The sequence below is a fragment of the Paraflavitalea soli genome (assembly GCF_003555545.1).
GTDB lineage: Bacteria > Bacteroidota > Bacteroidia > Chitinophagales > Chitinophagaceae > Paraflavitalea > Paraflavitalea soli.
In genome coordinates this window covers 5,912,897-5,939,457 of record NZ_CP032157.1, presented here as the reverse complement: position 1 = coordinate 5,939,457, position 26,561 = coordinate 5,912,897, and the positions used below count along the sequence as shown (strand labels likewise).

The 26,561-nt window shown below is 46.1% G+C and carries 16 protein-coding genes; 11 read left to right on the top strand and 5 right to left on the bottom strand.

The features are described from left to right. Nucleotides 1–84: 84 nt before the first annotated feature. Complete coding sequence (locus D3H65_RS22540; protein ID WP_119052483.1) at nucleotides 85–4,446, bottom strand: PAS domain S-box protein; 4,362 nt, start codon at nucleotides 4,444–4,446, stop codon at nucleotides 85–87. A gap of 229 nt (nucleotides 4,447–4,675) precedes the next feature. Beyond that, nucleotides 4,676–5,800 (bottom strand): cyclic dehypoxanthinyl futalosine synthase, encoded by a 1,125-nt coding sequence (mqnC, locus tag D3H65_RS22535; RefSeq protein ID WP_119052482.1) that lies wholly within the window; start codon nucleotides 5,798–5,800, stop codon nucleotides 4,676–4,678. Between the two features lie 195 nt (nucleotides 5,801–5,995). Here mqnC and D3H65_RS22530 point away from each other — a divergent pair, with 195 nt between their 5' ends. The 6 genes from D3H65_RS22530 (at nucleotide 5,996) to D3H65_RS22505 (ending at nucleotide 15,791) form a co-directional block, all read left to right on the top strand. Beyond that, a complete protein-coding gene (locus tag D3H65_RS22530; RefSeq protein ID WP_119052481.1) occupies nucleotides 5,996–7,198 on the top strand; it encodes an aspartyl protease family protein in 1,203 nt (400 codons plus the stop codon). Between the two features lie 351 nt (nucleotides 7,199–7,549). Beyond that, nucleotides 7,550–8,788, top strand: a complete 1,239-nt coding sequence (locus D3H65_RS22525) for a M16 family metallopeptidase (protein ID WP_119052480.1) — start codon at nucleotides 7,550–7,552, stop codon at nucleotides 8,786–8,788. Between the two features lie 100 nt (nucleotides 8,789–8,888). Beyond that, on the top strand, nucleotides 8,889–10,175 hold the full coding sequence (locus D3H65_RS22520; protein WP_119052479.1) for a M16 family metallopeptidase: 1,287 nt from the start codon (nucleotides 8,889–8,891) through the stop codon (nucleotides 10,173–10,175). Between the two features lie 119 nt (nucleotides 10,176–10,294). Next, nucleotides 10,295–10,654: a phage holin family protein gene (locus D3H65_RS22515; RefSeq protein ID WP_119052478.1), complete on the top strand. Its 360-nt coding sequence runs from the start codon at nucleotides 10,295–10,297 to the stop codon at nucleotides 10,652–10,654. A 519-nt stretch (nucleotides 10,655–11,173) separates the two neighbouring features. After that, on the top strand, nucleotides 11,174–14,209 hold the full coding sequence (locus D3H65_RS22510) for a SusC/RagA family TonB-linked outer membrane protein (protein WP_119052477.1): 3,036 nt from the start codon (nucleotides 11,174–11,176) through the stop codon (nucleotides 14,207–14,209). 31 nt (nucleotides 14,210–14,240) lie between these two features. Further along, the gene (locus tag D3H65_RS22505) at nucleotides 14,241–15,791 is read left to right on the top strand and encodes a RagB/SusD family nutrient uptake outer membrane protein (protein ID WP_119052476.1); all 1,551 of its coding nucleotides are present in this window, start codon (nucleotides 14,241–14,243) and stop codon (nucleotides 15,789–15,791) included. Nucleotides 15,792–15,871: 80 nt separating this feature from the next. Here the strand turns inward: D3H65_RS22505 and D3H65_RS22500 are convergent, their stop codons facing one another. Beyond that, nucleotides 15,872–16,621 (bottom strand): hypothetical protein, encoded by a 750-nt coding sequence (locus D3H65_RS22500; RefSeq protein ID WP_119052475.1) that lies wholly within the window; start codon nucleotides 16,619–16,621, stop codon nucleotides 15,872–15,874. 57 nt (nucleotides 16,622–16,678) lie between these two features. Here D3H65_RS22500 and D3H65_RS22495 point away from each other — a divergent pair, with 57 nt between their 5' ends. The 3 genes from D3H65_RS22495 (at nucleotide 16,679) to D3H65_RS22485 (ending at nucleotide 20,913) form a co-directional block, all read left to right on the top strand. Beyond that, on the top strand, nucleotides 16,679–18,697 hold the full coding sequence (locus tag D3H65_RS22495; RefSeq protein ID WP_119052474.1) for an alpha-ketoacid dehydrogenase subunit alpha/beta: 2,019 nt from the start codon (nucleotides 16,679–16,681) through the stop codon (nucleotides 18,695–18,697). Between the two features lie 470 nt (nucleotides 18,698–19,167). Next, nucleotides 19,168–19,707, top strand: a complete 540-nt coding sequence (locus D3H65_RS22490; protein WP_119052473.1) for a hypothetical protein — start codon at nucleotides 19,168–19,170, stop codon at nucleotides 19,705–19,707. 396 nt (nucleotides 19,708–20,103) lie between these two features. After that, on the top strand, nucleotides 20,104–20,913 hold the full coding sequence (locus D3H65_RS22485; protein WP_119054609.1) for a hypothetical protein: 810 nt from the start codon (nucleotides 20,104–20,106) through the stop codon (nucleotides 20,911–20,913). Nucleotides 20,914–21,069: 156 nt separating this feature from the next. Here the strand turns inward: D3H65_RS22485 and D3H65_RS22480 are convergent, their stop codons facing one another. After that, a complete protein-coding gene (locus D3H65_RS22480) occupies nucleotides 21,070–21,435 on the bottom strand; it encodes a SnoaL-like domain-containing protein (RefSeq protein WP_119052472.1) in 366 nt (121 codons plus the stop codon). 904 nt (nucleotides 21,436–22,339) lie between these two features. Further along, the gene (locus D3H65_RS22475; RefSeq protein ID WP_162915772.1) at nucleotides 22,340–23,680 is read right to left on the bottom strand and encodes a hypothetical protein; all 1,341 of its coding nucleotides are present in this window, start codon (nucleotides 23,678–23,680) and stop codon (nucleotides 22,340–22,342) included. A 720-nt stretch (nucleotides 23,681–24,400) separates the two neighbouring features. On the opposite strand from D3H65_RS22475, the gene D3H65_RS22470 reads away from it, so the two are divergent. Continuing rightward, nucleotides 24,401–25,510, top strand: coding sequence for a Fic family protein (locus D3H65_RS22470; RefSeq protein WP_119052470.1), 1,110 nt, complete (start codon nucleotides 24,401–24,403; stop codon nucleotides 25,508–25,510). 93 nt (nucleotides 25,511–25,603) lie between these two features. Continuing rightward, on the top strand, nucleotides 25,604–25,969 hold the full coding sequence (locus D3H65_RS22465; protein WP_119052469.1) for a DUF2200 domain-containing protein: 366 nt from the start codon (nucleotides 25,604–25,606) through the stop codon (nucleotides 25,967–25,969). Nucleotides 25,970–26,561: the final 592 nt, after the last annotated feature.

The following is a 26,561-nucleotide window of genomic DNA, read 5'->3' as shown; positions in this document are numbered from 1 at the left end:
TCCTTTCTGGCAGTTGTAAGTAGAAAGAAATAATGGCATCAGCGGCATTCCGCCAATCCGAAATTCTAAATGCTACATTCGGAATTACACCAGCAAGGTCCTGTTTTTCAGCACACCTATGATCTCTTCAATACGGAATGGTTTGGAAATATAATCGTCCATACCCGCTGCCAGGCATTTCTCCCGGTCCCCCTGCATCGCATCCGCCGTCAAGGCTATAATAGGCAGGTGGTTATAAGGTTCTCCCATGGCCCGGATATGCCGCGTAGTGGTATAGCCATCCATTTCGGGCATATTCACATCCATAAAAATAAGAACCGGATCGTAGTGCGGCAAGACCTCCAATGCTTCTTTGCCATTGTTGGCCCGGATGATATCAAAGCCCATTTTCTTCAACACTTCCGATATCAGCAACATATTGATCGGGTCATCTTCCACTACCATGATCGAGGCTGCTTCTGTAATATGCTCCACATTCGTTACCGACAGGTCCGGTTTGTTTGACTCATGCCCCGGCATAAACATCGAACTTAACATCGCGTACAGCTCATACATCTTTACCGGTTTGGTCAGTATCTGCCTGATACCCAGCTTATCCGCTTCGTGCTGAAACAGGTTTCTTTCCAGCGATGACAACATCAGGATCGTAGGTTGTGTAATACTGGAAGCCTGTTGCTGCAGCTCCTTCACCAGTTGCATACCATCCATTTCCGGCATATGATGATCCGTAATAATAAGATCCAGCTGCTCTCCTGCTCCCTTCATCCGTTCCATCATCATCAGCGCTTCCTTGCCGCTGCCCGCTATTTCGCAGGGTATATTGAAATAACGGAAGATATCCTGCATCAGCCAGCGATTCGTGGCGTTGTCGTCTACCACCAGCACTTTGCGCAAAGGAGGTTTATGTTCCGAGGCTATCTGTGCGTGTTCTTTTACTACTTCCAATGCAAGGTGCAGCGTGAATGTGCTGCCACGGCCAAGCTCACTGTTCACTGTAAGGTTGCCATACATCAGTTCTGCCAGGCTTTTCGAGATCGTAAGCCCCAGGCCCGTACCGCCGTATTTGCGCGTGGTGGAAGAATCTGCCTGCGTAAAGCTTTCAAATATCTTGCGCAGCTTTTTGGGCGAGATACCAATACCTGTATCCCGTACCGAAAGCTCTATATCGAGATAGGGCTTGCCGTTCTTTTGATAAATGCCGCCCGCCTTTACCAGCGAAATAAGTATTTCCCCCTGCGGTGTAAATTTAATGGCATTGCCCAGCAGGTTCACCAACACCTGTCTGATCCGTACCGGATCACCGCCAAACTGCACCGGCAGCTCCGGATCAATATAACAGATCAGTTCCAGGTTTTTCTCAAATGCTTTTACCATCAGGATGTCCACCGTCTCTTCTACCAGTTCATCCAGCCTGAAGGGAACATGGTCTATCTGTAACTTGCCCGCTTCCAGCTTCGAGAAATCAAGAATGTCATTGATAATATCGAGCAGGCCATTGGCCGATTTCTTCACGTTGCCCAGGTAATCCCTTTGAGTCTTTTGCAGATCGGTGGTGAGCACCAGGTCCGTAAACCCGATAATGCCATTCATCGGCGTACGCAGCTCATGACTCATATTCGCCATGAATTCACTTTTAGCCTGGCTGGCCGATTCTGCTGCATCCTTCGCCTGTACCAGCTCCTGCTCCATCTGTTTGCGTTCAATGGCCGCTGCCAGCGTAGCGGCAAAAGATTGTAAAATCGAAAACTCGGGAATGGTCCAGTCCCGCTCCTCCCGGTCACTGAACCCTACAATACCCCAAAACTGGTGTAAGGTGAAGATCGGAACAATGGCTACAGACTTTACCTTCATCTTTTCAAAATAAGCGCGGTCTGCTTCTTCAGGAATGTCTTTTACATAACCACAGTATAATTCTTCTTTCTTCAATGTTTTGAAAATGGCAGCTTCTTCATTCAAGACCAGGCGCTGGTAAGCGGGGTCTTTGTGCGACAGTTCTCCCGTAGCACTGTCCCAATGCAATAACTGGTCAGAATACCATTTGGCTTCCTGGTAATTGTATTCATTCCTGTACACGTTTACCGAATTTACCTGCAGCTTGATCCCCAGCAGCTGGATCGCTTCACCGATCGCTTCTTCCAGGTGATTGTTGCTGATGAGCTGATGCGTGGCTTCTGCCATCGCCTGCAGCAGCAGGTCCTTGTGCAGCAAACGGTCTTCCGATTTCTTCTGCTCTGTAATATTGTGCGCAAATCCCAGCACCCCCCATACCGCCCCGTCAGAATCGCGCAGCGGCACTTTCACCGTTGTCATCACCTGAGCCTTTCCATTGATAGAAGAAGGCTCTTCCTGTATAAACTTGGCATTGCCCGTTTTTACTACTTCAATGTCGTCATTCCAGAAACCGCGTATATCATTTTCGGGATCACCTTTTACTACTTCTTCCGGGAATCCTATTTCAATGTCATCTTTACCGATAAAATCCTGTGGCAGGCGGTGCATCGAATCCGCAAAAGCCTGGTTTACCAGCAGGAATCGGTGCCCAAGGTCTTTGATAAATATCCAGTCCGGAGTAGAGTTGATCACTGTCCGCAATAACTCTTCCGATTGTTTTACTTCTGCCAGCAACTGTTCCCGTTCTGCTTCTGCCCTTTTGCGTTCTGTAATATTCCGGGAAGTGCAGATCAGCCGGGTTACAGCCCCTTTTTCATGCACCGGCTTGATGATGCTCTCCAGCCAGATATAGTCTCCCGATTTGGTGCGCATCCTGTAACGGAGCGTCAGGTTTTCCAGTTCCGCTAATGCCGGCCTGTCGTCCTGCTCCAGGAACTTGTACTGATCTTCCGGATGAATGTATTCCATCACCGAATGTCCTTGTACCTCTTCCGGAGAAAAGCCCAGTGTTTTTTGAACCGAAGGCGACACGTACACCAGCTTTCCATCGAGCTGGTTCACCGTAATGATGTCTTCAGAGTGTTCGGCCAGCAGGCGGAACTGCTGTTCACTGTGCTGCAGCGCCTGTTCTGCTGCTTTTTGCGTAGTAATGTCCTGCGCTATGCCAAAGCCGCTGGTGGCATCCACCATCTTACCCCTGATGTAGAGGTACCGGACATTGCCTTTCCGGGTAATGATCCGGCAGCTGAAATTGGTCTCGTAATCGTGGTTGTACTTGTTGTGGATCGAGTTCGTGAGCTCCCGGATCACCTGGTTATGGTCTTCCGGTACCACGTATTCCTGCATAAACTGCTCAAAGGTCATCGTCAGTTCTTCCTGCTCATCGTGTTCCAGCAGGCTGGTAAACTCTTTGCTCATCGTCATTTCCTGCGAGAAGAAATCCAGCTTCCAGCTACCCATGCGCGCATACGTCATCGCATACGAAGAAGTGCGGATCGCCTCTTCTTTTAGCTGTTCCGCCATTACCTTGTCTGTAACATTTACCCCGATACCCTGTATTTCCTGCGTTCCTTTTTCATTTTGCAGCGCTATGAACTCCCATTCTGTCCATTGAAACGTTTTCGTTTGCTGTATCGGTTTACGGATGAGCAGCTTAAATACCTTGCCGGGGTTTTTCCAGCAGTCCTCTGCCATTTGCTGGCAGCGGTAGAGATCTTTGGGATAGATCGTGTTGAAATAAGGCTCTCCCATCAGGAACTTTTCCTGGTAGCCAAATGCCTGGAGGAACTGCGGGTTGGCATACGTAAAATTGCCGTCATTGTCAATCCGTATAACATAGTTTGTTTGCGAATTCAGGATCGAAGAGAAATACGCCTTTTCTTTCTGCAGTTCATTTTTTGCCAGCTGCAGTTCTTCGTAGTTCCGTTGATTGCTCCGGAACAGCGGTTCCAGTACCAGGAATACCAGGCAAATGAATGCCACGATGAGCGAAATGAACTTGCCTGTATTGATCGTGGAAGCCTCGCCCATTTTCTCCGAAATGATGTTGGAATAATGGTGGGCAAGCTTATCCATTACCGGGCTGTACTTTTTTTCTTTTTGCAGGATATCCCGCCTGAACGCAGGCCTGTTGGCATTCAGCAAGCCGCTGTCCGCTTTCAATACATCCCGGCTGATGCTAATAATATCTTTAAAATGAAGCTGCGCGTGGTTGTGAAGCTGTTTTATTTCAAACTGACGCTGGTGCGAGAGCGTATTGACCTTTCCTTGCAGGAAATCGTTGTTGATGATAAAAGTGTCGACGGAGGTTTGCAACTCCTGGCGTAGCTCCTGGATCTCCGGATTGGTTAGCCGGGGCCTCGTTAGCAATACAATATCTTTGCTGATGATCTGACTCAGCATACGTTGCTCATTGGCAACACGGTTTACCTGTACAAGCTGCTCATTTTCCTGGCTCCGCAGATTGATCAGGTAATAACCCGTGAAGTTGAACAACAGAACTGTTGCCAACAGCACAATTGCAATACGAATCAGCTTACGGAACGGATTCTTCATGGTTTTAAATGGGATATTCGGCCAATAAATAACTGCAAAACAATGCTTTCTATTGAATACCCGGGTGCTTTTTTTTAATATAATAAGTGATTTACCGTAAAATCACTGGTAAAAAATCAAATAAAAGACGGGGTTGACGGGGATAACTATAAAGATAACCCCTTGGCGGTAGCCGCAAGGGGTGTTGATATTATATTTTTAAAGTATCTAAATGGGCGGTAATCAATAATTAATAGTCAATAACCTGCTCTTCGATGATCGCCGGCATTTCCCGGAATTCATATTGCTGGTTGCGCAATTGCGGTTCAAAACCAGCTTCGCGGATAGCCTGTTGAATACTTTTATAGGTAAAACGGTGCGGCGCCCCGGCGGCACTCACCACATTTTCCTCCAGCATTATACTGCCAAAATCGTTGGCCCCGCCATGCAGGCATATCTGCGCCGTTTGCTTTCCTACCGTAAGCCAGGAAGCTTGGATATTTTTTACATTGGGCAGCATGATGCGGCTGATGGCGATCATGCGGATATATTCATCGGCCGTGGTAAGGTTATGTACCCCACGAATGCGCGTAAGCAGCGTATCTACATCCTGGAAGGTCCAGGGGATGAAGGCTAGGAATCCTTTGGCAGTGGCTGGCTTGCGGCTCTGTACTTCCCGCAGCTTTACCAGGTGCTCAAAGCGCTCCCGCAGCGTTTCCACATGGCCAAACATCATCGTGGCCGAAGTCGTAATATCCAGTTTATGCGCTTCGTGCATAATGTCAAGCCATTCCTGCGAACCACATTTCCCTTTCGAGATCAGCCGTCGCACCCGGTCTACCAGTATTTCGGCTCCCGCCCCCGGCAGGCTGTCCATGCCCGCTTCTTTCAGCGCTGTCAGCACTTCCCGGTGGGTCGATTTCTCCAATTTTGTAATATGTGCTATTTCGGGTGGCCCCAGCGTATGCAATTTCAAATGTGGATAGAGCGACTTCAATTCACTGAAAAGGTCTACATAGAACTGTAAACCCAGCTTGGGGTGGTGGCCTCCCTGTAGCAGCAGCTGATCCCCTCCCCAGCGAAAGGTTTGTTCAATTTTCTTTTTATACGTATCTATATCAGTAATATAGGCTTCCGCATGCCCCGGTATCCGGTAGAAATTGCAGAATTTGCAGTTGGCCGTACAAACATTCGTCGTATTGACATTCCGGTCTATCTGCCAGGTCACTTTATTATAAGGGACCTGCTTTTTCCTTAATTCATTCGCCACATACATCAGTTCCGTCAGGGGGGCTTCTTCAAATAATTGCATGCCTTCCTCAATGCTCAGGAATTCAAACTGCAGTGCTTTCGAGTAGAGATCATCTGTTTTCATAACAACACATTGAATAACAAAAGTACTAAACCCCCGGTTTTAGCCCTAACAACTATTTTTTATTCCAACCGCCCCATCTTTTCCATTAAAACAACTAACTTAAATAACGATTGCCGGTAGATGTCGTTTGTCCATCAAAACCGGTGATTCGCAGACAAATCCATAGCATACCCGGGAAAATTAGTAAAATAGCCTATGCGATTGCGCCCCATTACTACACTGCTACTGCTAACCTTAGCCCATATCTCCCTGCCTGCGCAGGAAGTATTTGAACCTGCCCCTGCCAAACACATTACCAGCTTCGGTTTCAGAATGCTCACCGGTGGCATTATCACCCTGAGGGCCAAATTGAGCCAGTTTCCCGATTCACTCACTTTTATCCTCGATACCGGCAGCGGCGGCATCTCCCTCGATTCCACTACAGCAGCCGGTATAAAGCTCAAAACAGTTCCCAGTGACCGCACCATCCGCGGTATTGCCGGCAGCATGCTGGTGCGCTTTGCCTATAATCAAACCCTGCGCCTGCCGGGTCTTACCGTAGACAGCCTCAACTTTCACATCAACGATTATGATATCCTCACCAGCGCCTATGGCGAAAAGATCGATGGTATAATCGGCTATAGCTTTTTATCCCGCTACATTGTAAAAGTGGATTACGACAGCTCGAAGATCCATGTTTTCACAAAAGGCTCCATTAAGTACCCCCGCGGTGGTTTTATGCTCAAACCCCAGTTACAATTCATTCCTGTGCTGACCGTGCAGGTAAAGGATGCCCGCGACCTCACTGCCCGCTATTATTTTGATACAGGCGCCGGCATGTGTTTCCTCATGTCCTCCGACTTTGTCAACGACAGCGCCGTGATAAGCAAGCGTCGTAAATGGTATGCTACCCAGGCCGAAGGCCTTGGCGGCAAAGCCCCCATGAAACAGGGCGTGGTAAAACAACTGCGCCTGGGGCCCTACAAGTTCAGGAACGTACCCACCTATATTTTCGACGATGAATACAATGTAACCCAATACCCATCTGTGGGTGGCCTGATCGGTAATGACCTGCTCCGCCGCTTCAACCTCATCATCAATTACGATCGCCCCGAGATACACATGATGCCCAATTCCCATTTCAAAGATGTTTTCGACTATGCTTATACCGGTCTCGGCATGTATGTCGTGGAAGGCGAGATACTCGTCATTGATGTGATGCCCGGCTCACCGGCAGAACAGGCAGGATTCAAGCCCGACGACCTGATCGTAGCTGTACAAAACAACTTCAGCAAGAATATTCAGACCTACAAAAACCTCATGCAAACCCCCGGCGAAAAGCTCAAAATACTGGTGCTCCGCGAAGGCGGCCCCATTGTACTCACGCTGAAGGTGAAAAACATCCTCACCGGTAAATAGTTCCGCATTCCGGGTTCAGCGTTTCGGGTTCTTCAGATTATAGAGCTCGCTGTAGATTGGATCTCCTGCTGTCCCAGGAGTTTTTATCTCACCGGTAAATTTGAAATAAGTAAGCAAGTTCAAAGCGCAGAGCAACCCGACACTCAAAACCCGAAACCCCAAACTCATTAACAATGAATTAATTATCCCTTTTTCAGACCAATCTTAGGGCGTTTTAAACATTATACCCCAACTTGTCGTTAATTTGCTGTCCCCCTCACAGCCCCCGCAGATAATCATATAATGGGATTGCTAAGTCGTAAACCTATGATCGTCAATGCGGTTTGTGAGTAAAAAGAAAGGAAAAAATCCATGATACAATTTGAGAAGTTTACTTTGCCCAATGGGCTGCGCGTAGTAGTACATGAAGATGCAGCTACCCCCATGGCCGTCGTGAATATAATGTACGATGTAGGCGCCCGTGATGAAGACCCCGGCAAAACAGGCTTTGCCCACTTGTTCGAGCACCTAATGTTTGGTGGTTCTGTCAATATCGAAGATTTCGAAACACCCCTTCAGATGGCTGGGGGTGAGAACAATGCCTATACCACCAACGATGTCACCAATTATTATGTGCAGCTGCCTGCCGAAAACCTGGAAACTGCCCTCTGGCTGGAAAGCGACCGCCTGCTCTCCCTGGCTTTTGATGAAAAGAGCCTGGAAGTACAGCGCAAAGTAGTGTCCGAAGAGTTTAAAGAACATTATATCAACAAGCCTTATGGAGATGTATGGTTCAAACTCCGCGAAATGGCTTACCCCAACCATCCTTATCGCTGGATGACTATTGGAAAGGAATTGTCCCATATTGAAAATGCCACCCTGGAAGATGTAAAACAGTTTTTCTTCAAGCACTATCGTCCTGTGAATGCCATCCTCGTAGTGGGCGGTAACGTAAAAACAGTCGAGGTGAAAACCCTGGTGGAAAAATGGTTTGCCGATATTCCGGCCGGTGAGAAATATGTTCGCTCCATTCCCGATGAACTGCCCCAAACCGCCCCGCGCCGCATGGAAGTAAAGGCCGATGTACCCCTCGACGCCTTATACAAATGCTGGCATATGGACGACCGCATGAGCCATGGCTACTATGTGGCCGACCTCATTACAGAAGTACTGGGTGGTGGTGGTTCTTCCCGCTTATTCCAATCCCTGGTAAAGGAAAAGAAACTCTTCAGCCATATTGAATGCTATCATTTTGGCTCTGTCGATAAAGGACTGGTGGCCATTGAAGGCAAGTTGGTAAAGGGCGTAAAGATGGAAGATGCTGAAAAAGCCGTGGACGAAGAATTAGAGAAGCTCAAAAAGGATGGCATCACTGAAAAAGAGCTTACAAAGATCCAGAATAAAACAGAATCGTCGATTGCTTTTGAGGACATGAGTGTGATGACACGTACCAACAACCTGGCCTTCTATGAATTGCTGGGTGATGCCGACCTGTTCAATACCGACCGGGAAAAGTATTTTGCCGTTACCCGTGAAGATATCCTGCTATACAGCCGGAAAATATTCGATGTGAATAATTCCAACACTTTGTGTTATTACAGTAATAACTAGAGTGGGATGAGCTCGGGGTGGGTCGCCTTTCAAAGGCGGCTCACCCTGAGCCCGGGTTGACTGAAAAAGATTTTACAACAATTAGTGATCTGATTTAACAATGCTCAATAGAACCATCGCTCCAATAATAAAAGAACCGGTTGACTTTACAATCTCCCTGCCCGGCTGCCAGAAACATACCCTTTCCAATGGGATTGAGGTATATACTGTTGACATGGGCAGCGAAGAAACACTCATGATCAATTGGGTGTTTTATGCAGGCAACTGGTATGAGGATACCAAGGCCGTAGCAGCTGCTACCAACTTCCTCCTCAAGAACGGTACCTCCAAACGTTCAGCTTTTGACATCAACGAACATTTTGAATATTACGGCGCTTACCTCAGCCGCTCCTGTTATAATGAAACATCTGAACTCACCCTGCATTGCCTCAACAAGCATACCAATGAGTTGCTTCCCGTAGCGGCAGAGTTGATCACAGATGCCGTGTTCCCCGCAGAAGAACTGGCTATTTATAAGCAGAATGCCAAGCAGCGCTTACAGGTAAGCCTGCAGAAATGTGAGTTTGTGGCAGGCCGTTTGATTGATGCCTACCTTTTTGGTGAGCAGCACCCTTATGGTAAATACAACAATGCAGAAGATTATGATGCCATCCAACGCGAGGATATAGTAGCCTTCTACAATAACTACTACCGCAATGGCCGTTGCGTCATCTTCGCTGCGGGTAAACTGCCTGCTGATCTGATCAACGAACTGGAAAAACATTTCGGATCATTGCCCCTCCGCTCACACCGGCAGGAGCTGACCGTAGTACGCCACCCCCTGCAACCTGCTGCCCAAAAGAAAAGCCATATCATCAATGATGCGGCCGGGGTACAGGCTGCTATCCGTATTGCCAGTCCGTTTCCCAACAGGCACCACCCCGACTTTCAAAAAGGATTGGTGCTTAACACACTCTTTGGCGGCTTCTTCGGTTCCAGGCTCATGGCCAATATCCGCGAAGACAAGGGATATACCTACGGCATTTACAGTTACCTCCTCAACCATATTCATGAATGTGGCTGGCTAATAAGTACAGAAGCGGGCAGGGATGTGAGTGAAGCGACCATTACCGAGATCTACAATGAAATGGAACTGCTGCGCGAAGAACCCGTGGATGACGAAGAACTGCTCATGACCCGCAACTATATGATCGGTTCTATCCTGGGCGACCTCGACGGTCCATTCCAGGTAATAGGCCGCTGGAAGAACTTAATACTGAACAATATCGAGGAAAGCTATTTCCACAATAGCCTGCACGTGATCAGAACTGTCACAGCACAGGAATTGCAGGAACTGGCCAATAAATACCTCCAGCCTGATCAGTTTTACGAACTGGTGGTTATATAAATAGTTAAAGTTATTAGGGTAGCGGGTCGTGGAAACACGACCCGTTTCTTTTAAGAATAAATGCTAACTTCAATAGGTCTGGCCTGAATGGGCTCATTACGGTACGAAAAATCATAGCTATGAATTTTATCATGCGCATCATCGTTACCTCCATCATTGCTTTTGGCTTGTCTTATATCCTCACCGGTGTACACATTGACTCTTTCTGGGCTGCTATCATCTTTGCCATCGTACTGGCTATCCTCAACGCCATTGTGAAGCCCATCATCATATTACTCACGTTACCCCTTACCTTGTTTACCTTCGGCCTCTTTCTTTTTGTGATCAATGCCGCCATCATATTGCTCACTGCCGAATTTGTAAAAGGCTTCCGCGTGGATGGCTTTTGGTGGGCCCTCCTGTTCAGTCTGCTGCTCTCCATCATCACATCTGTATTGTATAAAAAAGAAGAGCGAAGCGACAGCGAGCGGTCGCACTAATGCATTTGTATACTTATCATGCTATTGGTGTTTTGAAACCGGTGTTTCCCTTACTCCTGCTGCATTCTACAGCTTTTGGGGCAAGCATCAACAGGTCATATGGAAGAAACAAATATTTGATATTTTTCTGCCGTTAACTTACTTTTAACATCATCACATCAATCTGCTTGCACATATAAATATTAAAGCGATACAGGCTTTAATTGAAAATCATCAAGGATAATAAGCCATCAAAAACAGATCCCTGCTTGTCCATACATTAAACCTGCTCCCTTTTTAACCTCGGCCCGGCCGTACCGGACGCTGATTTTGTACACCAAAACCAGGTCCCCTGCCAGCTATGATCGCCTTGTAGTGGTATAACATCCGTTACAGGATTATTTATTGTTTCATAAAACAGGCACGACTGCTGTACAGCCACCCGTGATGTTATTGCTATGCTATTACTAGTGTATTTGTCCATTTTCTCAATGGATAGTGACCTTCTTTTCTATTAATCAACCAAAACAACAGGTACACATGAGAACACTGATCCTATTCTTATTACTATTCAGTTTTGCTGCTAACAGCCTGCTTGCCCAATCAAAGCAAATAAAAGGCACTGTTACCGATAAACAGGGGATGCCTGTTTATGGCGCTACTATAAAAATCAAAGGGAACAGCAAGGGAACTTCAGCCGGCACTGATGGTACATTCGTCGTTACAGTAGAACCAGGCGCCATACTCGTGATCTCTGCGGTTGGACATGAAACCCAGGAGGTAAAAACAGGCACATCGTCTACCATCACTGTTTCCCTTGGTGACGATATAAAAACACTTACAGACATAGTAGTAACTGGCGTGGCCCAGGCTACCAGTAAAGAAAAGCTGGCCTTTAGTCTTACCAAGGTTTCCACCGAAAAGATCAATACCGCCCCCGCCCTTGATCTGTCCCAGACATTGCGCGGAAAAGTAGCAGGCATTCAGATTACCCAGACACAGGGCGATGATGGCGCTTCTGTATTCCTGCGTGGGGCCAAATCTATATTTGGAAACATCTCTCCCCTGATAGTAATAGACGGTTTCGTTACCAATTTTAGTTTATCCGACCTGAACCCCCAGGATGTGGAAGCTATTGAAGTGGTCAAAGGAGCCGCTGCATCTGCTTTGTACGGAACCCGCGCAGAAGGTGGGGTAATACAGGTCATCTCCAAAAAAGGAAAAGGCACTAAGGGCGTTGCCATTACCGTCGATAATGAAGTAGGTATAAACAATATCCAGCGCACGCCTGCACTGGCCAATATGCACCATTATGTTACCAGCGACACCGACCCTTATGGCTTTGCCTATGCCTCCGGCAGCACTACCTCCCGCATCGTAAACTACAAAAGCAACGGCTTTTCCGTAAACCTTAGCCCCTATAAGAACAATTACAACAATACAGACGCCCTACTGGGCGACAATAAATATTTCAGCAACTATGTCTCTATTGCCACCTCCGGTGATAAATACAATGCCTTTTTATCTTTCAGGAATCAATATACAGGCGGTGTTGCCGAACCCATCGATCCCAATAAGAAAAAATCACTCCAGCTGCGACTCCAGTTCAGGCCCACGCCCAAACTGGAAGCAGAAGTGTACGTCAACTATTTCAATGAAGTAAAGCCCTCTGCGGCCGTAACCGCCAATGGTCAGGGTACTTTCTTTGCCGCCAGCCTTCAATGGGAGCCATTTATCAACCTCGCTGCCAAAAACGCTGCCGGCAATTATAATGTAAGACCCGATGGATGGAATATCCAGGGTGCCAACCTCAGCAACCCCATGTATGAATGGAGTAAAAGAGAATACACCAATAATACCGATAACTACCTGGCAGGTGGAAAACTGCGCTATAAAGTGCTCAGGAATCTTTCTGTCGAAGTGTTGGGTTCTATGAGAAAGCAAAATTATACCGCTTCAGATACCTACCCCCGTGGCTTTGAAACCACTACCACCAGCGAATCACTCAATAACGGTAATGTATCCCTGGGTTATAATTATTATCAAATGATGAACGGCCAGGCCCAGGTAAACTACAATACCCGCTTTGGAGACGACATTACCCTCGGTGTTACCGGCAAAATGGTCTATGAAGAATGGTATGAGAAAGAATTTGGGGTATCCGGTTACGACTTTAGCCGCAGCTCCGATATCTATGTCATTGGCAATACCCGTACAGATACACGAACCGGTTACGGCTCAGACATGTTTACGAACCAAACCGTCAACTATGGGTATTACCTCAATTTCCAAACCTCCTGGCGCGATAAGGTATTTGTTGATGCCCTGGCGCGTGTAGATCAAAGCTCCCGTTATGGTATAGATGAACAAACAGCTTTCTTTCCACGCGTGTCCCTGGCTTATCGCATTACCCAGGACTTCAATCTCGGCAATGCTATCAGCGAACTCAAGGCACGGGTCAACTATGGAGCAGCCGGCAGCGTACCCGCTTACAACCTGAAGAATAGCCGTGTTACTGTATCTGCCAGTGGATTCACCCTCAACCAATTGGCCAGCACCGACCTCCAACGCTCCATTACCCACGAATGGGAATTTGGTATCGATGCCGTATTGTACAGGAAAATAAATGTGCAGTTTAACTACGCCCTGGCCAGAAGCTCAGGCGATGTGGTGCGCCCTCCCGCCTTTACACCCTATGAGGCAGCAGGAGTATACAAAAACTTTGGCGTTACCAAATCCAACTCCCTGGAGTTGGAGGTCAACGGCAATGCCATCCAGACAAAGAACTTCAGTTGGGACTTCGGCCTCACCTTTGGCCGCGTAAGGAGCGAGATCAAAAGCCTGGGCAACGGCTTGCCGCCTTTTACAGATGGCCTCTTTTGGAAAGATGCAGGCGTAAGCCCCTTCGCCATGTATGGCAATAAAGTGCTGACCTCCCTCTCCCAATTGGAAGTCGATAAAACTTCCGGAAAGGTCATCAATGCTGCAGGAGGCGCCTATACTTTAAGCGATTTTACCGTCAACAACCGGGGATTTGTCGTACTTGCAAGCCAGGTGGGTACCAAGGATGAAAAGCCGTTATTACTGCAAAAAGGCGGCGCCAGCGTATCTACAGTGATAGGTGATGCTCAACCCGATTTCCAGGTTGGATTTACCAATACATTCACCTTCTTCAAAAACTTAACCCTCTACGGTACCGTTGACTGGCAACAGGGCGGACAGAAATACGATCAAACCACCCAATACCTGTCATTTGACGGTCGCACCCAGATATGGCAGGATTATGCTGCTTCCGGTTTGCCCCTCCCTTTTTTGCAAACACTCTATAACGGGAACTCCTACACCGATTTCTGGATTGCCAACAGCAGTTACGTAGCACTGAGGGAACTATCCCTCAGTTATCGCTTCCCCGGGCCTAAGAAGAATAAGATATTTAAAGACATCAGCTTGTCGCTTATTGGCAGAAACCTGTATACCTGGACCGATTTCAAGGGTACCAATCCCGAGGGAAGCCATGAATACTTTCCCTATCCTGTGTACAGGACTTTCTCAACGAGGCTCATCGTAAACTTTTAATCCTTCACCATCAGTCTTAAAATTAAAGAAAATGAAAAAATACCTGTATATACCTGTTTTCATTTTGCTGGTTTTGACTGCCTGCAAAAAGTTACAGTTTGATGATCCTACCACTTATACCCTTGAGGAAGGGATTTCCAAAACACCGGATTATTATTATAAACTGGCAGCCGGCAATTTTTCCAATGCCTTGTGGAACACCAACTCTGCTTACAATTTTGGTTATGGTATCAGCGCCCTGGCCGATCAGACCACCGTCACCAATCGTGTACAGGAATGGTGGGACTTTGCTATTGAACCCCGCAAGCGCCTGAACAATAGTTTGTCCTACGCGGGCTATTCCCACTTCAGCTCCCCATATAGTAGCTTTTATACACCTAACCTCAATGCCAATGTGATCATTGAGGCATTGGACAAAGGGGAGAAAGGAATTGACGATAAAGGAAAGGACCGCACCAGCGAGATATATGCCATTGCTTATCTCATCAAAGGCATATCACTCGGCTACCTGGGCGCTATCTACGATAGGGGAGTAATAGCCAATAAAAACCTGGGACCTGCAGGGCCTAAAGAATTATCCCATTCCTACAAGCAAATGATAGATACTGCCATGACCTTTTTTGACAAAGCCATTGCCGCCGCCAATGCAGCTTCCTCCATGACCGTATCCGATTTCTATATCAATGTCACTCTGGACAAACCAAAGTTTATTCAACTAGCCAACTCAATGGCTGCCCGCTTGCTGGCGTCCATGCCCCGGGATAAAGCAGAAGCCGCCGCTCTGGGCGCCAGTTTCTGGAATAAAGTATTGGCCTACGCCAACGCAGGGCTGACTGCCGACCTGATCGCTTCCTATGTAAGCGGAGGATATTACAATTACATGGTGCATTATGGACTTACCGAAGCAGGCGGCGGACCCTATCTTCCTGCCGATATTAAAGTTGCGTACTTTGCTGATAAGACCGGCACTTATCCAAGTAGTTATCCATTGGACGAATCCATTACCCTGGCACCCGTTCAAACCGATGACGCGCGCTTTGCTCAATACTTTAAATACACCACCAACTTTGGGTACCTCCGGGTAGATCGGGGCCGCAACCTCTTTTCCAACTACAAGCACAACCGGTGGTCGCAGGGAGGCACTTACCCCAATACCACCCAGGTAACAGGTTATCCCAATCCTGTATTCCTGGCCGAAGAGGTGAGACTCTTAAGGGCAGAAGCAAAAATGTGGACGGGCGATATCCCCGGTGCTGCCGCTGAGTTGAATGCCTCCACTGCAGATAGAATTGCCAAAGGAGGATTATCGGCCATCCCTGCCACAGAAGCCGCAGTAAGAAAAACACTGCACTATGAATATGCTATAAGTATAGATGTTTCTGGTAGCGCCATCAATCCCTGGGTATTTATGCGCAGGAACGACCTCCTGCAACCCGGCACACCTACCGAGTTTCCCAATCCCGAGCAGCAGATGTTACTGACCCCTGAAACCGTATACACATTCGGGGGCATTGACTTTGCCGGTGAAAAAGGGAAATGGGGAGAAGTAGCTACCGCCGCCAAAACAAGCGGTTGGAAATAACCTTAACCTGCCCTTTTATATAACCTCGGGGAAGCGTTCAGGCGCTTCCCCTTTTTAATAGTAGCGAACAGCGTATGACATTAAAAATAAGAAGAGCTCCAGCTTATAACTCCCCGCTTTCTTAAAACCTGTTCTGTCCTTTTAAACAATTTTACCAGCAGGAAGCTGATACCTGCCATAATGAGCAAAACCGGCAAAGCATCCCAGGAGCGGTTGTTGATCCGGTCTGTGAGCAGGTATTGGTACCGCATGATAAGCAACATGATGCCAAACCATATACCAAAGGTGAGGAAGGTTTGCCCATAGATGCCTCCGTAGGTGATCCGGGTGGCTGGTATTGTTTTGCCTTTTTCAACCCCGAGGGCAGACACATGGTCTGTATCAGGCGGGGCAACAGATTTTCTGCGTTCAAATATCCGGGTCAATTCATATACAGGTGCAGCGAAAGTGACCAACAGGTATAAGTTGCCCGTTTCCTTATAATTGGAAGTGTCAATATACGAGGTGATCATATTTATCGTAGCATATAACATAATTCCAAATATGCCCGCATGGATCAGGATAGTGGGCGTAACCTCCAGGAGATTAACTTTGAACCGGTCCCAGGTATTTCTTTTTTCGATGCTCTCTTTCTCCAACAGCGAAAGGGCAAAAACGATCAGTGACCATAGGAGCAATACCACTGCCGTCAGCAGCACAACCACATTGATGACCTTACAGGGGAAATCATAGCACCTTTGCTCCAACGTGTAGTTCAGGAGCCAGAGACCTGGCAGCAAAGAGGGCAAAATGGTGATAATACTGCGGATCAGCCGCCTTAGTAAATTCATATCTTAAAATTAAAATATACCCTTTCCCCGCTTCGTTACGATCTATATCTTTGGAGTATGCAATTTAACCGTAAAGAGCTGACCGACGAAACCTTGGTCCATTTTTATAAAAGCCTGTTGCTTCCCCGCATGATCGAAGAGAAAATGCTGGTGCTGCTGCGACAGGGCAAGATATCCAAATGGTTCAGCGGCATTGGACAGGAAGCCATTGCGGTAGGCGCAGCCCTGGCCCTGGAGCAGGATGAGTGGATCATGCCCCTCCACCGCAACCTGGGTGTATTTACCACCCGCAATATGCCGTTAAGTAAGTTGTTCATGCAATGGCAGGGCAGCCAGGAGGGTTACAGCAAAGGGCGGGAGAGAAGCTTTCACTTTGGTAACCGCGAGCACCATATCTGCGGTATGATCTCCCACCTGGGTCCACAGCTGGCCATCGCCGATGGCGTGGCCCTGGCCCATAAACTCCGCCAGGAAAACAAGGTCGCCCTGGCTTTTACCGGAGAGGGCGGCACCAGCGAAGGTGATTTTCATGAGGCCCTCAACACCGCCGCCGTATGGGACCTGCCCGTCATCTTCCTCATAGAAAACAATGGATACGGATTAAGCACACCAGTATCCGAACAGTACCGTTGCGAAAACCTGGTAGAGCGCGCCCGGGGGTATGGCATGGAAGGCATCAGGATCGACGGAAATAATATCCTTTCTGTATATGATACCATTAAAGGCGTACGTGATTACTGCCTTGAAAAGCAAAAGCCCTACCTTATAGAATGCGCCACCTTCCGCATGCGCGGTCATGAAGAAGCCAGCGGCACCAAATATGTGCCCTCCTACCTGTTTGAAGTGTGGGAAATGAAAGACCCCGTGAAGAACTATGAACAATTCCTTTTGTCCGAAAAAGTTCTCGACGAAGAACAACTGACCGTTATCAAACAGGATTTAAAAGAATACATCGAGGTAGAGCTTTCGATAGGCGCCAATACCTCCCCCATAGTTGTAGATACTGAGTTGGAGCTGGATGATGTGTATGCTCCCCGGTCAAAGGATAGCCAATATGGAATAACTATCATTGACAATACCACCCCTCAGCAAAGCAATACTTTCTCTACGCTACCCGAAAAACGCCTGATCGACGCCATCAAAGAAGGCCTCCATCAATCTATGCAACAACATACCAACCTCGTATTGATGGGGCAGGACATTGCGGAATACGGCGGCGCCTTCAAGATCACAGAAGGTTTTGTAGAGGAATTCGGCAAGGAGCGCGTACGCAATACCCCCCTTTGTGAGAGTGCTATTGTAGGCAGCGCCCTCGGTCTTAGCCTGGAGGGCTTTAAGAGCATGATGGAAATGCAGTTTGCCGATTTTGTGACCGTGGGCTTTAATCAAATAGTAAATAACCTGGCCAAGATACATTACCGCTGGGGCCAGCAGGCCGATGTGGTGATCCGTATGCCTGCAGGCGGTGGTGTAGGCGCCGGCCCCTTTCATTCACAAAGCAATGAAGCCTGGTTTGTCCATACCCCCGGCCTCAAAGTGGTGTATCCTTCCACACCCATCGATGCAAAAGGCCTGCTGATCGCTGCCATCAATGATCCCAACCCTGTACTCTACTTTGAGCACAAGGCCCTGTACCGTAGCGTAAGCGGTCCCGTGCCCGGGGAGTATTATGAAATAGAGATCGGCAAAGCCAGGGTGGTGCAGGAAGGCGTGGATATCTCCATCATTACTTATGGCAGTGGCATACATTGGGCTACCGAATATGCCAATACCCATAGCTATATTTCCTTCCACATATTGGACCTGCGCACCTTGTTGCCCCTGGACTATGCAGCTATTCGCAGTGCCGTAGCCCGTACCGGTAAAGTATTGATCTTACATGAAGATACCCTGGTAGGTGGCATTGGTGGAGAGCTGGCTGCCTGGATCGGGGAATATTGTTTTGATCTCCTCGATGCTCCCGTGATGCGCTGTGCATCACTGGATACCCCCGTACCCTTCAACATTGAACTGGAAAACAATTTCCTGGCAAAAGCAAGATTGGATGAATACATCAGGAAGTTGATTAACTACTGACAACAATATGTTAAAACGGCATTACCCTTATGTATTCTGCCCCATCGGGGCTTCCGCTTTGTAGCAGAATTATCGTATCAAATGTATTCTGCCCCATCGGGGCTTCCGCTTTGTAGCAGAATTATCGTATCAAATGTATTCTGCCCCATTAGGGGCTACCGCTTTGTAGCAAGCAATTCGAATCCCACGTGTATTTGGCCCCATGAGGGCCACCGCTTTGTAACAGGAAGGTCGTCTCAAATGTATTCTGCCCCTTTAGGGGCTACCGCTTTGTAGCAAGCAATTCGAATCCAACGTGCATTTTGCCCCATCGGGGCCACCGTTTTGTAGCCGGAAAATCGTCTCAAATGTATTCTGCCCCTTTAGGGGCTACCGCTTTGTAGCAAGCAATTCGAATCCAATATGTATTTTGCCCCATCGGGGCTACCGCTTTAAGGCGTTTCAATTAAGGCAATCTAAATAATAATTGAATGAATTACATCGATGATATGTTTGGCGAATTCGCAGAGGCATTTTTGGGTAATATGGAAGGCGAAGGAGATATCCCCTCCCGCCACAAATTGAACGTCTCAAGCCTCGATTATTCACTAGACAGCTTGAAGGAAGTTGACCGGTACTTGGAAATAATTTATAAGATTGGTATTGGCAATTCTGGCCAGGAATACCAAAACCTGGTGGTTTGGGCTGGCGCCTATCTGGGTGAGGTTATTCGCCGGAATGCCACTGCAGAGTACCATTGGGTTCAATACGAAGAATATATGCGTAATAAAGATGCCAATCTAAAGAATTTAATACCGCTGATGCTAACAACACATGCATTCTTGGTTGCCATCGAATCTGATTATATGACCATGCCTTTAAATAAGGTGGCTAGGTGGTTGGACGAAGGAACATCGAATAACCTTCATTATTATGCAGCAGGAGATATTAAGCGGAAAAGAGGTGACAATAACCAGGAGGGTGCGAAAACTTCAAATTCGAAAACCAAACCTTGGTGGAAGATCTGGTAACATACACCGGACGGCTTAAGATCGATGCACATCATGGTTTTTCTACGGCAAATATTTTAATACCAACCGCCGGCACATTGTAAGGTAAGGCCGTCTTGGAGCTGACCCATCCATTCCCCCCGTAATACAAATTGAGTATTTTTTGCCCACCGGTTCCGGTCGACTTTTGCTATACAATGTTTATAGCAAAAAAACAGCAACATGAAAAAGCCGGCCATTTCATTCACCTTATTGATTCTGTTAATAGCTTTCGTTCTTCCGGGATGTGCACAAAATAACAAACAACCGAAAGACCTTGCGAATAATAAAGCGGGCATTTCCATACCCCCGGATATGCACCTCGTTGAACCCGTAGCAGCATCAAAAAACAATTCTATACAGCATAAAACTTCTTCTATGCAACAAATACATACACCCGAAGAACTGAAAATAGGGCAGGGAAGTTATTTCTCTTATGCATTGCCTCCCGGTTGGAGAGTAGGCGAAGATGGACAATTTGCCCTTACCCTGGTATCCGCCGATAATAAAGCCATCACCGTGATGGTGGGCAATGCCGGACTAATGTCGGGTTATCCGGCCGGCAGATTCATATATGAGAAGCTAATGGCCTTGCAGCCAAACGGTCTTACTTTGAGTGAACCCGTCAGAGCCAATCCCGTGAAAGGTTTTCAGGAAGCCTGGCAGTTTCACGTATCCTATAGGCTGCCCGGTGGCAGGTATGTGGGTGAAGCCGTTTGCCATATCTCCAATTATTATGGAGGATGCGTGATGGCAATGACAGCAGCAATATCCGAAGATACACAATGGGCTTCCTATGCAAGTTGGTTGCCCCAGGTGTCACGCCAGATAGCCGCCACCAATGGAGCCGCATTTGGTATGCGGGGTATCATGCAGCAAAACTTACAGAACTCTGTGGCTTTCGGGGAAGCGATGAAAGCGTATCGATCATGGTCACAGAAGAATTGGCAGGAAGTTACAGATGAGCGCAACAGATCAGTAGATCGCCAAAACCATCAATTCAGAGAAAACCTTGGTGCAGTAAACACCTGGTCCAATCCATACAATAGCAATACACCCATCGAGCTTAGTACACAATACCAGCATTACTGGATTGACCAACAGGGAAGAATATTGGGTACCAATGATGCTACGGCCAATCCCAACCAGGGAAGTACAATAGAATGGAAACAATTGAAACGGAAGTAAAAGTGGTTGAATATTGAGATTTAGAAATACGATGCATTTAATAAGACAAATTATCTAACCAACTATTTCCAGGTTTAATTGCTTTTTAGCAATCTTACTCTTTGAATGAGATCAACGATATCCTCATCGTATTTTACTGGCATGAGGTGATTGGGATCAATAAAAAAAGGTTTCTGAAATGATCTTGCCATTCTTCACTTCAATAACGGCGATCTCTTCCGAAATTTCCCGGGGCCTGCCTTTATAGGTAACATCCCTTTTTAAAACTGTGGTAAAGAAATTGCCTGCGACAAGGGGCTCACTGATATGGCGGCTATGCATTGTCTCGATCATCGCACGATGAGTATCCGACTTGGCTTTGACAGCGGCTTTTCCCCGGGTGATGGTTTCTATACCTGCCGGTACTCCATCTTCAGGCTCCCGGGATACGATGTTCTCGTCATGAAGAGCTTCCTGAATTTCGTTCCATTTGTTCTGGCCGGCCAACTCATAATAGCGAGCGGCAATTTCCTGTGTTGTCATATACATGTTTTTTGAATTGTGATTTATACGCCACGAAGATGGAGGTGCTTAGTGACAACCCTATGTCAGGAGTTTTCGGGCAAAAAAGAAATAAGCAGCGGAGAGATGACGGAAAAATTAAAAACTCGCTGAATTACAGGGACTTACAATTTCTCTCTAATAGCATAACAATTCGGTATTATAATCCCCCAATATTATATAATTCAGGGAATTAATTCCCATAATATGATAGGAGGTCATTTCAAAAAGCTATTCAGGAGAGACTATTCCGAGGTAAGACAAGTCGGAAAATCAACCCTTGTCGAATCCTTGCCGGCGGAGTGTGCTGATACAGTTTACACGTAAGCGGAGATGATGCTGATGTGCGAGATATTTTTCAAATACCACAGCCACAAGGTTGAAAGCAATTATTGGGCTAAAAAGATCTTGTTCATCGATGAAGCCCAACGTATCGTCAATATAGGTCTCACTCTTTAAACTGATCACGGATCAGATTAAAGACGTGCGTAATCGTCACCGGGTCTTCGGGAGAACAAACATAGGAGCCTTGTGGGAGAATTTTGTCATCGCCGAGCGCATGAAATACCTACGATATCATTGTACTAAAGCGGACTTGTCATGCTTGTAGCCCTAACGGGACAATTATCGAACCAGTTACTGAAGGACTGTTTAGCCTTTTGCTGGTTTATAAAGAGTGATGTTTGATTAAAATAGAATGCAATTTACTCAAATTCCAGATCGCAGATACTGTATCCATTCGCAACTGTACCATTATCAGGCTTTACAATATTATCAAATAATTCTATGCACAATACTTTACTTATTTAGAAATCCGGTAGGGCAAGCCATAGCAATACCTACTGATTAACAATAAGTTTGAGTAAAGTATTGTTAGTGGATATATTTATCCGATTTTCAGCAAGGCATTGACGATAAAGAAGAGGCACCATAAGCCTACCAAGAATTGCAGAAAAAAATATAGCAAGATAGGAAGAGTTGTGATCTTCAACTTTTGTAGATCGATTTTGATAGAAAAAAAGATATAGACTGTATACAATAATATACGGATATATTGTTGAATGTGATAAAGAAAAGGTTTCTCCTTTCGATCAATAAAGCTGTGATCCTGCGAAATGGGATACATGTTCTGCATAGGCTGCCACAAACGGATATTCAAAACAAAAAATATTCCCAGCAATGCGAACGTCCAGCCGATCACTCGACCTTTGGAATAGCCATAATTCCACCATTCCCGATTCAACCAATTGGATATACGATTCCAGACATCCCCTCTCGATGCTTTATAATTTTTGTATTCTATGTCAAGACGCCGATAGGACTCTTTTTTGTTTTCACTACGAAATTTTGCAAGTAGATTTTCATAGGTACTGGCATAGATGTCAATATCAGCTGTCGAGTCAAACAGCAAGCGATGATGAGATGCATAAACAAAATTGACATCGATAATATTGGTATTATTGAGTCCAATCCAGCATTTTTTGTTGTTGGCTTTCAACTGCATATTTAAGGTTGCCGGTAGTTGCTGACAATCAATAAATGAAACGGTATCTGCCCGGATATCCAGTGAAGCATTAGGGCCAAAGTGGCAATTTTTAAAAATCACAGTGGCAGTATCAGCATTATCCGTGAATCTTACATCGGCATTGATATAACAGTTAGAGAATGTCAGGTTAAAGTAATGCTGTAATGAAGCTGTCCCTTTGTGTGCGTTGGTATGATCCCTTCCATTTTCGATCTGTAATACGTCATACAAAGAGTCGCGATAAAAATCAGCATACATATCAATGTAAGAGTTGTATCGCAAATAACTTATGTCTTTTAGCACTGTGTTAACTACGTGAATTTCCGTCTTAACTTGTTTGAATGTATCTAAGATTATATCGAATGAACTATTTTTCAGGTTAAGAAAATGGATGGCTCCATTGATGACATTGTCCTTTAGACCAAATCTTCCCTGGCAATCCTCGATGCTTATAATGTGCAACTTGCTACGGTAGATATATGCAGACCTATTGATCATCAGATGACGAAGAGTCAGCGGAACATCCGAGTATTTAAAATCATTAATTTCCAGTTTTCCGTTGATCCGGTAACGACAATTAGTTAGGGATTTTGATACAAGGGTAGTATCTCCGTCATAAAATACGCAATTATTGAAAGCAAGATCACTATCGAACTGAAGCAGATCTGGGCGAGGCCGTTTTGGTAGTACGGCCTCTTTCATGAATAAGAGCCCGTTGAGCACATTGTATTCGATCATATTACTTGCGAATTGGTCATAAGTGTGCAGATAAGGGAAAGCTTTATTTTCTACTAATGTGGTGTATTGGTTCTGTATACTATTTAGCAGCCGATTGCCAAAATAAGTTCGCGGCCGGATCGTGTCATATTGCGCAGCAACCACGCTGATCATAGCCGTCAAACACATAGTACATATGATGCGGTAAAAGAGTCTATTTATGTAGGAATTATTAGTGCTTAACTTATATAATTTTAGCATTATGTCCTGGTTAAAAACGATTTCTTCGTTGAAAAGATAACAATTGCCTCTAATATATGTATTCCGCTTTACAATATTCTCCATCTAAGCGTTTGACGCCATCGGAAAGAAAGGAGTATTTTTCATTGCTTGAACTAAACATCAATTTACTCTGGCAATAGAAACGTTTTAATGTTGGCTAAAAAGAAAACCCGCAGAATAGGAGCGGGTTGAAGCGCAGTGTCCCAACCAGACAATTATCTAACCAGGCCCTATAGGTTTTGGGTCGCATTTAACGAATCGCCAGGATTGGCTTGAAATGTCCGCCTTTTTGAGGTTGAATTAATGAAACAAACGGCGATGCGGAGATTATAGGGTTTAATCTCCGCATTAATTGCGGATATTTACCCGCCTTTACGGAGATTTAGCCTTACATTTACCGCACAATATGCGGAGATTAAGCTTATGTATATCCATCAATTAAATAAATGGCCTGATTTTCAATGGGATAAGGAAAAGATTTCCCAGTTGCTGGCGGAAGTTCGCTACCGGCAGGGGAAACTGATAGGCCGCATAGAAGCCATAGGTTTTAATTTAAAGGCTGAAGCTACCCTGCAAACCCTCACTTTGGATGTTTTAAAATCCAGCGAAATTGAAGGTGAAATACTCAATCCCGATCAGGTACGCTCATCCATTGCACGGCGGCTGGGAATGGATATTGCCGGATTGATACCAGCCGACAGACAGGTGGAAGGTGTTGTTGAAATGATGTTGGATGCCACTCAACATTACGCTGAGCCGCTAACAGATGAAAGACTGTTTGACTGGCACGCGGCGTTATTTCCGACAGGAAGAAACGGCATGATCAAAATTGTTGTAGGTGCATGGCGCACCAACGACAAAAGAGATCCGATGCAAGTTGTATCAGGCCCGGTAGGTCGCGAAACAGTTCACTTTCAAGCGCCCGACGCTGAATTGCTCAATGGTGAAATGCAAAAATTCCTCGACTGGTTCAATGCAGACATAGGCCTTGACCCTATCCTTAAAGCAGCTATTGCCCACCTATGGTTTGTAACAATTCACCCTTTTGCCGATGGCAATGGGCGGATTGCCCGCGCAATTACAGATATGCAACTGGCAAGAGCCGAACTAAGCTCTCAACGTTTTTACAGCATGTCTGCACAAATCAGGAATGAGCGGAAAACCTATTACGATATGCTTGAATCCACACAGAAAGGTTCATTGGACATTACCGAATGGCTCTTATGGTTCGTACATTGTCTGGATCGTGCAATAAGCGCGACAAATGAAACATTACAAAAGGTGATCAGCAAGGCCAGGATTTGGGAAAATCTCAAAGCTTATTCTCTTAACAATAGGCAGCAAAAAATGCTGAATGCATTAATTGATGGTTTTGATGGAAAGCTCACCTCTACCAAATGGGCAAAAATCACCAAAACATCACAGGATACTGCTTCAAGAGATATTCAGGATTTAATTGAAAAGGGAATTTTACGCAAGGAGGCAGCAGGTGGGCGAAGTACAAGTTATATTTTGAATGATATGGGATCGTAAACAGCACTGAAATTAGTTAATGAATATCCGGCGACTTAAGTGTATTATTTTTTGAAGTGTAGTAATTTAGAGACCAACCGTAAAACTCGAGGTATGAACAAGGACAACAACTTCGATCATCGTATACCAAAAATGGTCTTCGCCTCCGTCTATCCACTGTATCTCGCAAAGGTGGAGAAGAAAGGAAGGACCAGGGATGAGCTAGACCAGGTGATACAATGGTTAACGGGATTCGATAATAAGAAGCTGCAGGAACTGATAAAAGAAAAAGTCAATTTTGAAACATTTTTCCAACGGGCTACGCTCAACCCTAATGCGCACCTCATCACAGGCGTGATCTGTGGCTATCGGGTGGAGGAGATCGAAGATCCTTTGACTCAGAAGGCCAGGTACCTCGACAAGCTGGTGGATGAGCTGGCAAAGGGCCGCAAGATGGAGAAGATCTTGCGTGGCTCGTAGTATGTCGGAAAGCTTCGTTGTAATAACGCCTTTCCAAATACTTTATACTGATCACATGATACCTGTTAAATAAAAAGGGCATCTCAAAAAATGAGACGCCCTTTTCATTTTTATACACCTGGTCACCGCCAACCGGAATACCAATCTTTACGGACCCTTTGCAATCATACCATGCAGCCGTCCTCCTGATTGTCTTCAGTGGTTGAGTGCCAGTGGATATTGTTTTTATCCTTGTTGTATACTATTTGTTTTTAAGTTTTAAAATGAAGTTGAATGAACAAGGTTACTGGCCGACGGCTGATCGCTAAAACTACCCTCCAAATCCTGACCATCGTCTCTCTTCGTATTCCGATCTCCATCTCACTGTAATAGGTGGCTGGCGTTCACCGGAGATGTCAATCGGCACAGAAACAATAATAGCCAGTGGCAATAGCCCTCAGCTGATAGTATAACCATCAGCCAACCAATAACTCACAAAACAACTAATACCTAACCGCTAACTCCTAATAGCTAAAAGCTAACAGCTTATATTTTAGCAAGTGTTGCACAACACTTCTTCTTCTATCAACCATGCTTAGGGGCCCCGTCCACA

Bases quoted from the DNA above. Each gene is read 5' to 3' on its own strand.
- D3H65_RS22540 (WP_119052483.1), bottom strand. From the start codon at position 4,446: ATGAAGAATCCGTTCCGTAAGCTGATTCGTATTGCAATTGTGCTGTTG.
- mqnC (WP_119052482.1), bottom strand. From the start codon at position 5,800: ATGAAAACAGATGATCTCTACTCGAAAGCACTGCAGTTTGAATTCCTG.
- D3H65_RS22530 (WP_119052481.1), top strand. From the start codon at position 5,996: ATGCGATTGCGCCCCATTACTACACTGCTACTGCTAACCTTAGCCCAT.
- D3H65_RS22525 (WP_119052480.1), top strand. From the start codon at position 7,550: ATGATACAATTTGAGAAGTTTACTTTGCCCAATGGGCTGCGCGTAGTA.
- D3H65_RS22520 (WP_119052479.1), top strand. From the start codon at position 8,889: ATGCTCAATAGAACCATCGCTCCAATAATAAAAGAACCGGTTGACTTT.
- D3H65_RS22515 (WP_119052478.1), top strand. From the start codon at position 10,295: ATGAATTTTATCATGCGCATCATCGTTACCTCCATCATTGCTTTTGGC.
- D3H65_RS22510 (WP_119052477.1), top strand. From the start codon at position 11,174: ATGAGAACACTGATCCTATTCTTATTACTATTCAGTTTTGCTGCTAAC.
- D3H65_RS22505 (WP_119052476.1), top strand. From the start codon at position 14,241: ATGAAAAAATACCTGTATATACCTGTTTTCATTTTGCTGGTTTTGACT.
- D3H65_RS22500 (WP_119052475.1), bottom strand. From the start codon at position 16,621: ATGAATTTACTAAGGCGGCTGATCCGCAGTATTATCACCATTTTGCCC.
- D3H65_RS22495 (WP_119052474.1), top strand. From the start codon at position 16,679: ATGCAATTTAACCGTAAAGAGCTGACCGACGAAACCTTGGTCCATTTT.
- D3H65_RS22490 (WP_119052473.1), top strand. From the start codon at position 19,168: ATGAATTACATCGATGATATGTTTGGCGAATTCGCAGAGGCATTTTTG.
- D3H65_RS22485 (WP_119054609.1), top strand. From the start codon at position 20,104: ATGCAACAAATACATACACCCGAAGAACTGAAAATAGGGCAGGGAAGT.
- D3H65_RS22480 (WP_119052472.1), bottom strand. From the start codon at position 21,435: ATGACAACACAGGAAATTGCCGCTCGCTATTATGAGTTGGCCGGCCAG.
- D3H65_RS22475 (WP_162915772.1), bottom strand. From the start codon at position 23,680: ATGAAAGAGGCCGTACTACCAAAACGGCCTCGCCCAGATCTGCTTCAG.
- D3H65_RS22470 (WP_119052470.1), top strand. From the start codon at position 24,401: ATGTATATCCATCAATTAAATAAATGGCCTGATTTTCAATGGGATAAG.
- D3H65_RS22465 (WP_119052469.1), top strand. From the start codon at position 25,604: ATGAACAAGGACAACAACTTCGATCATCGTATACCAAAAATGGTCTTC.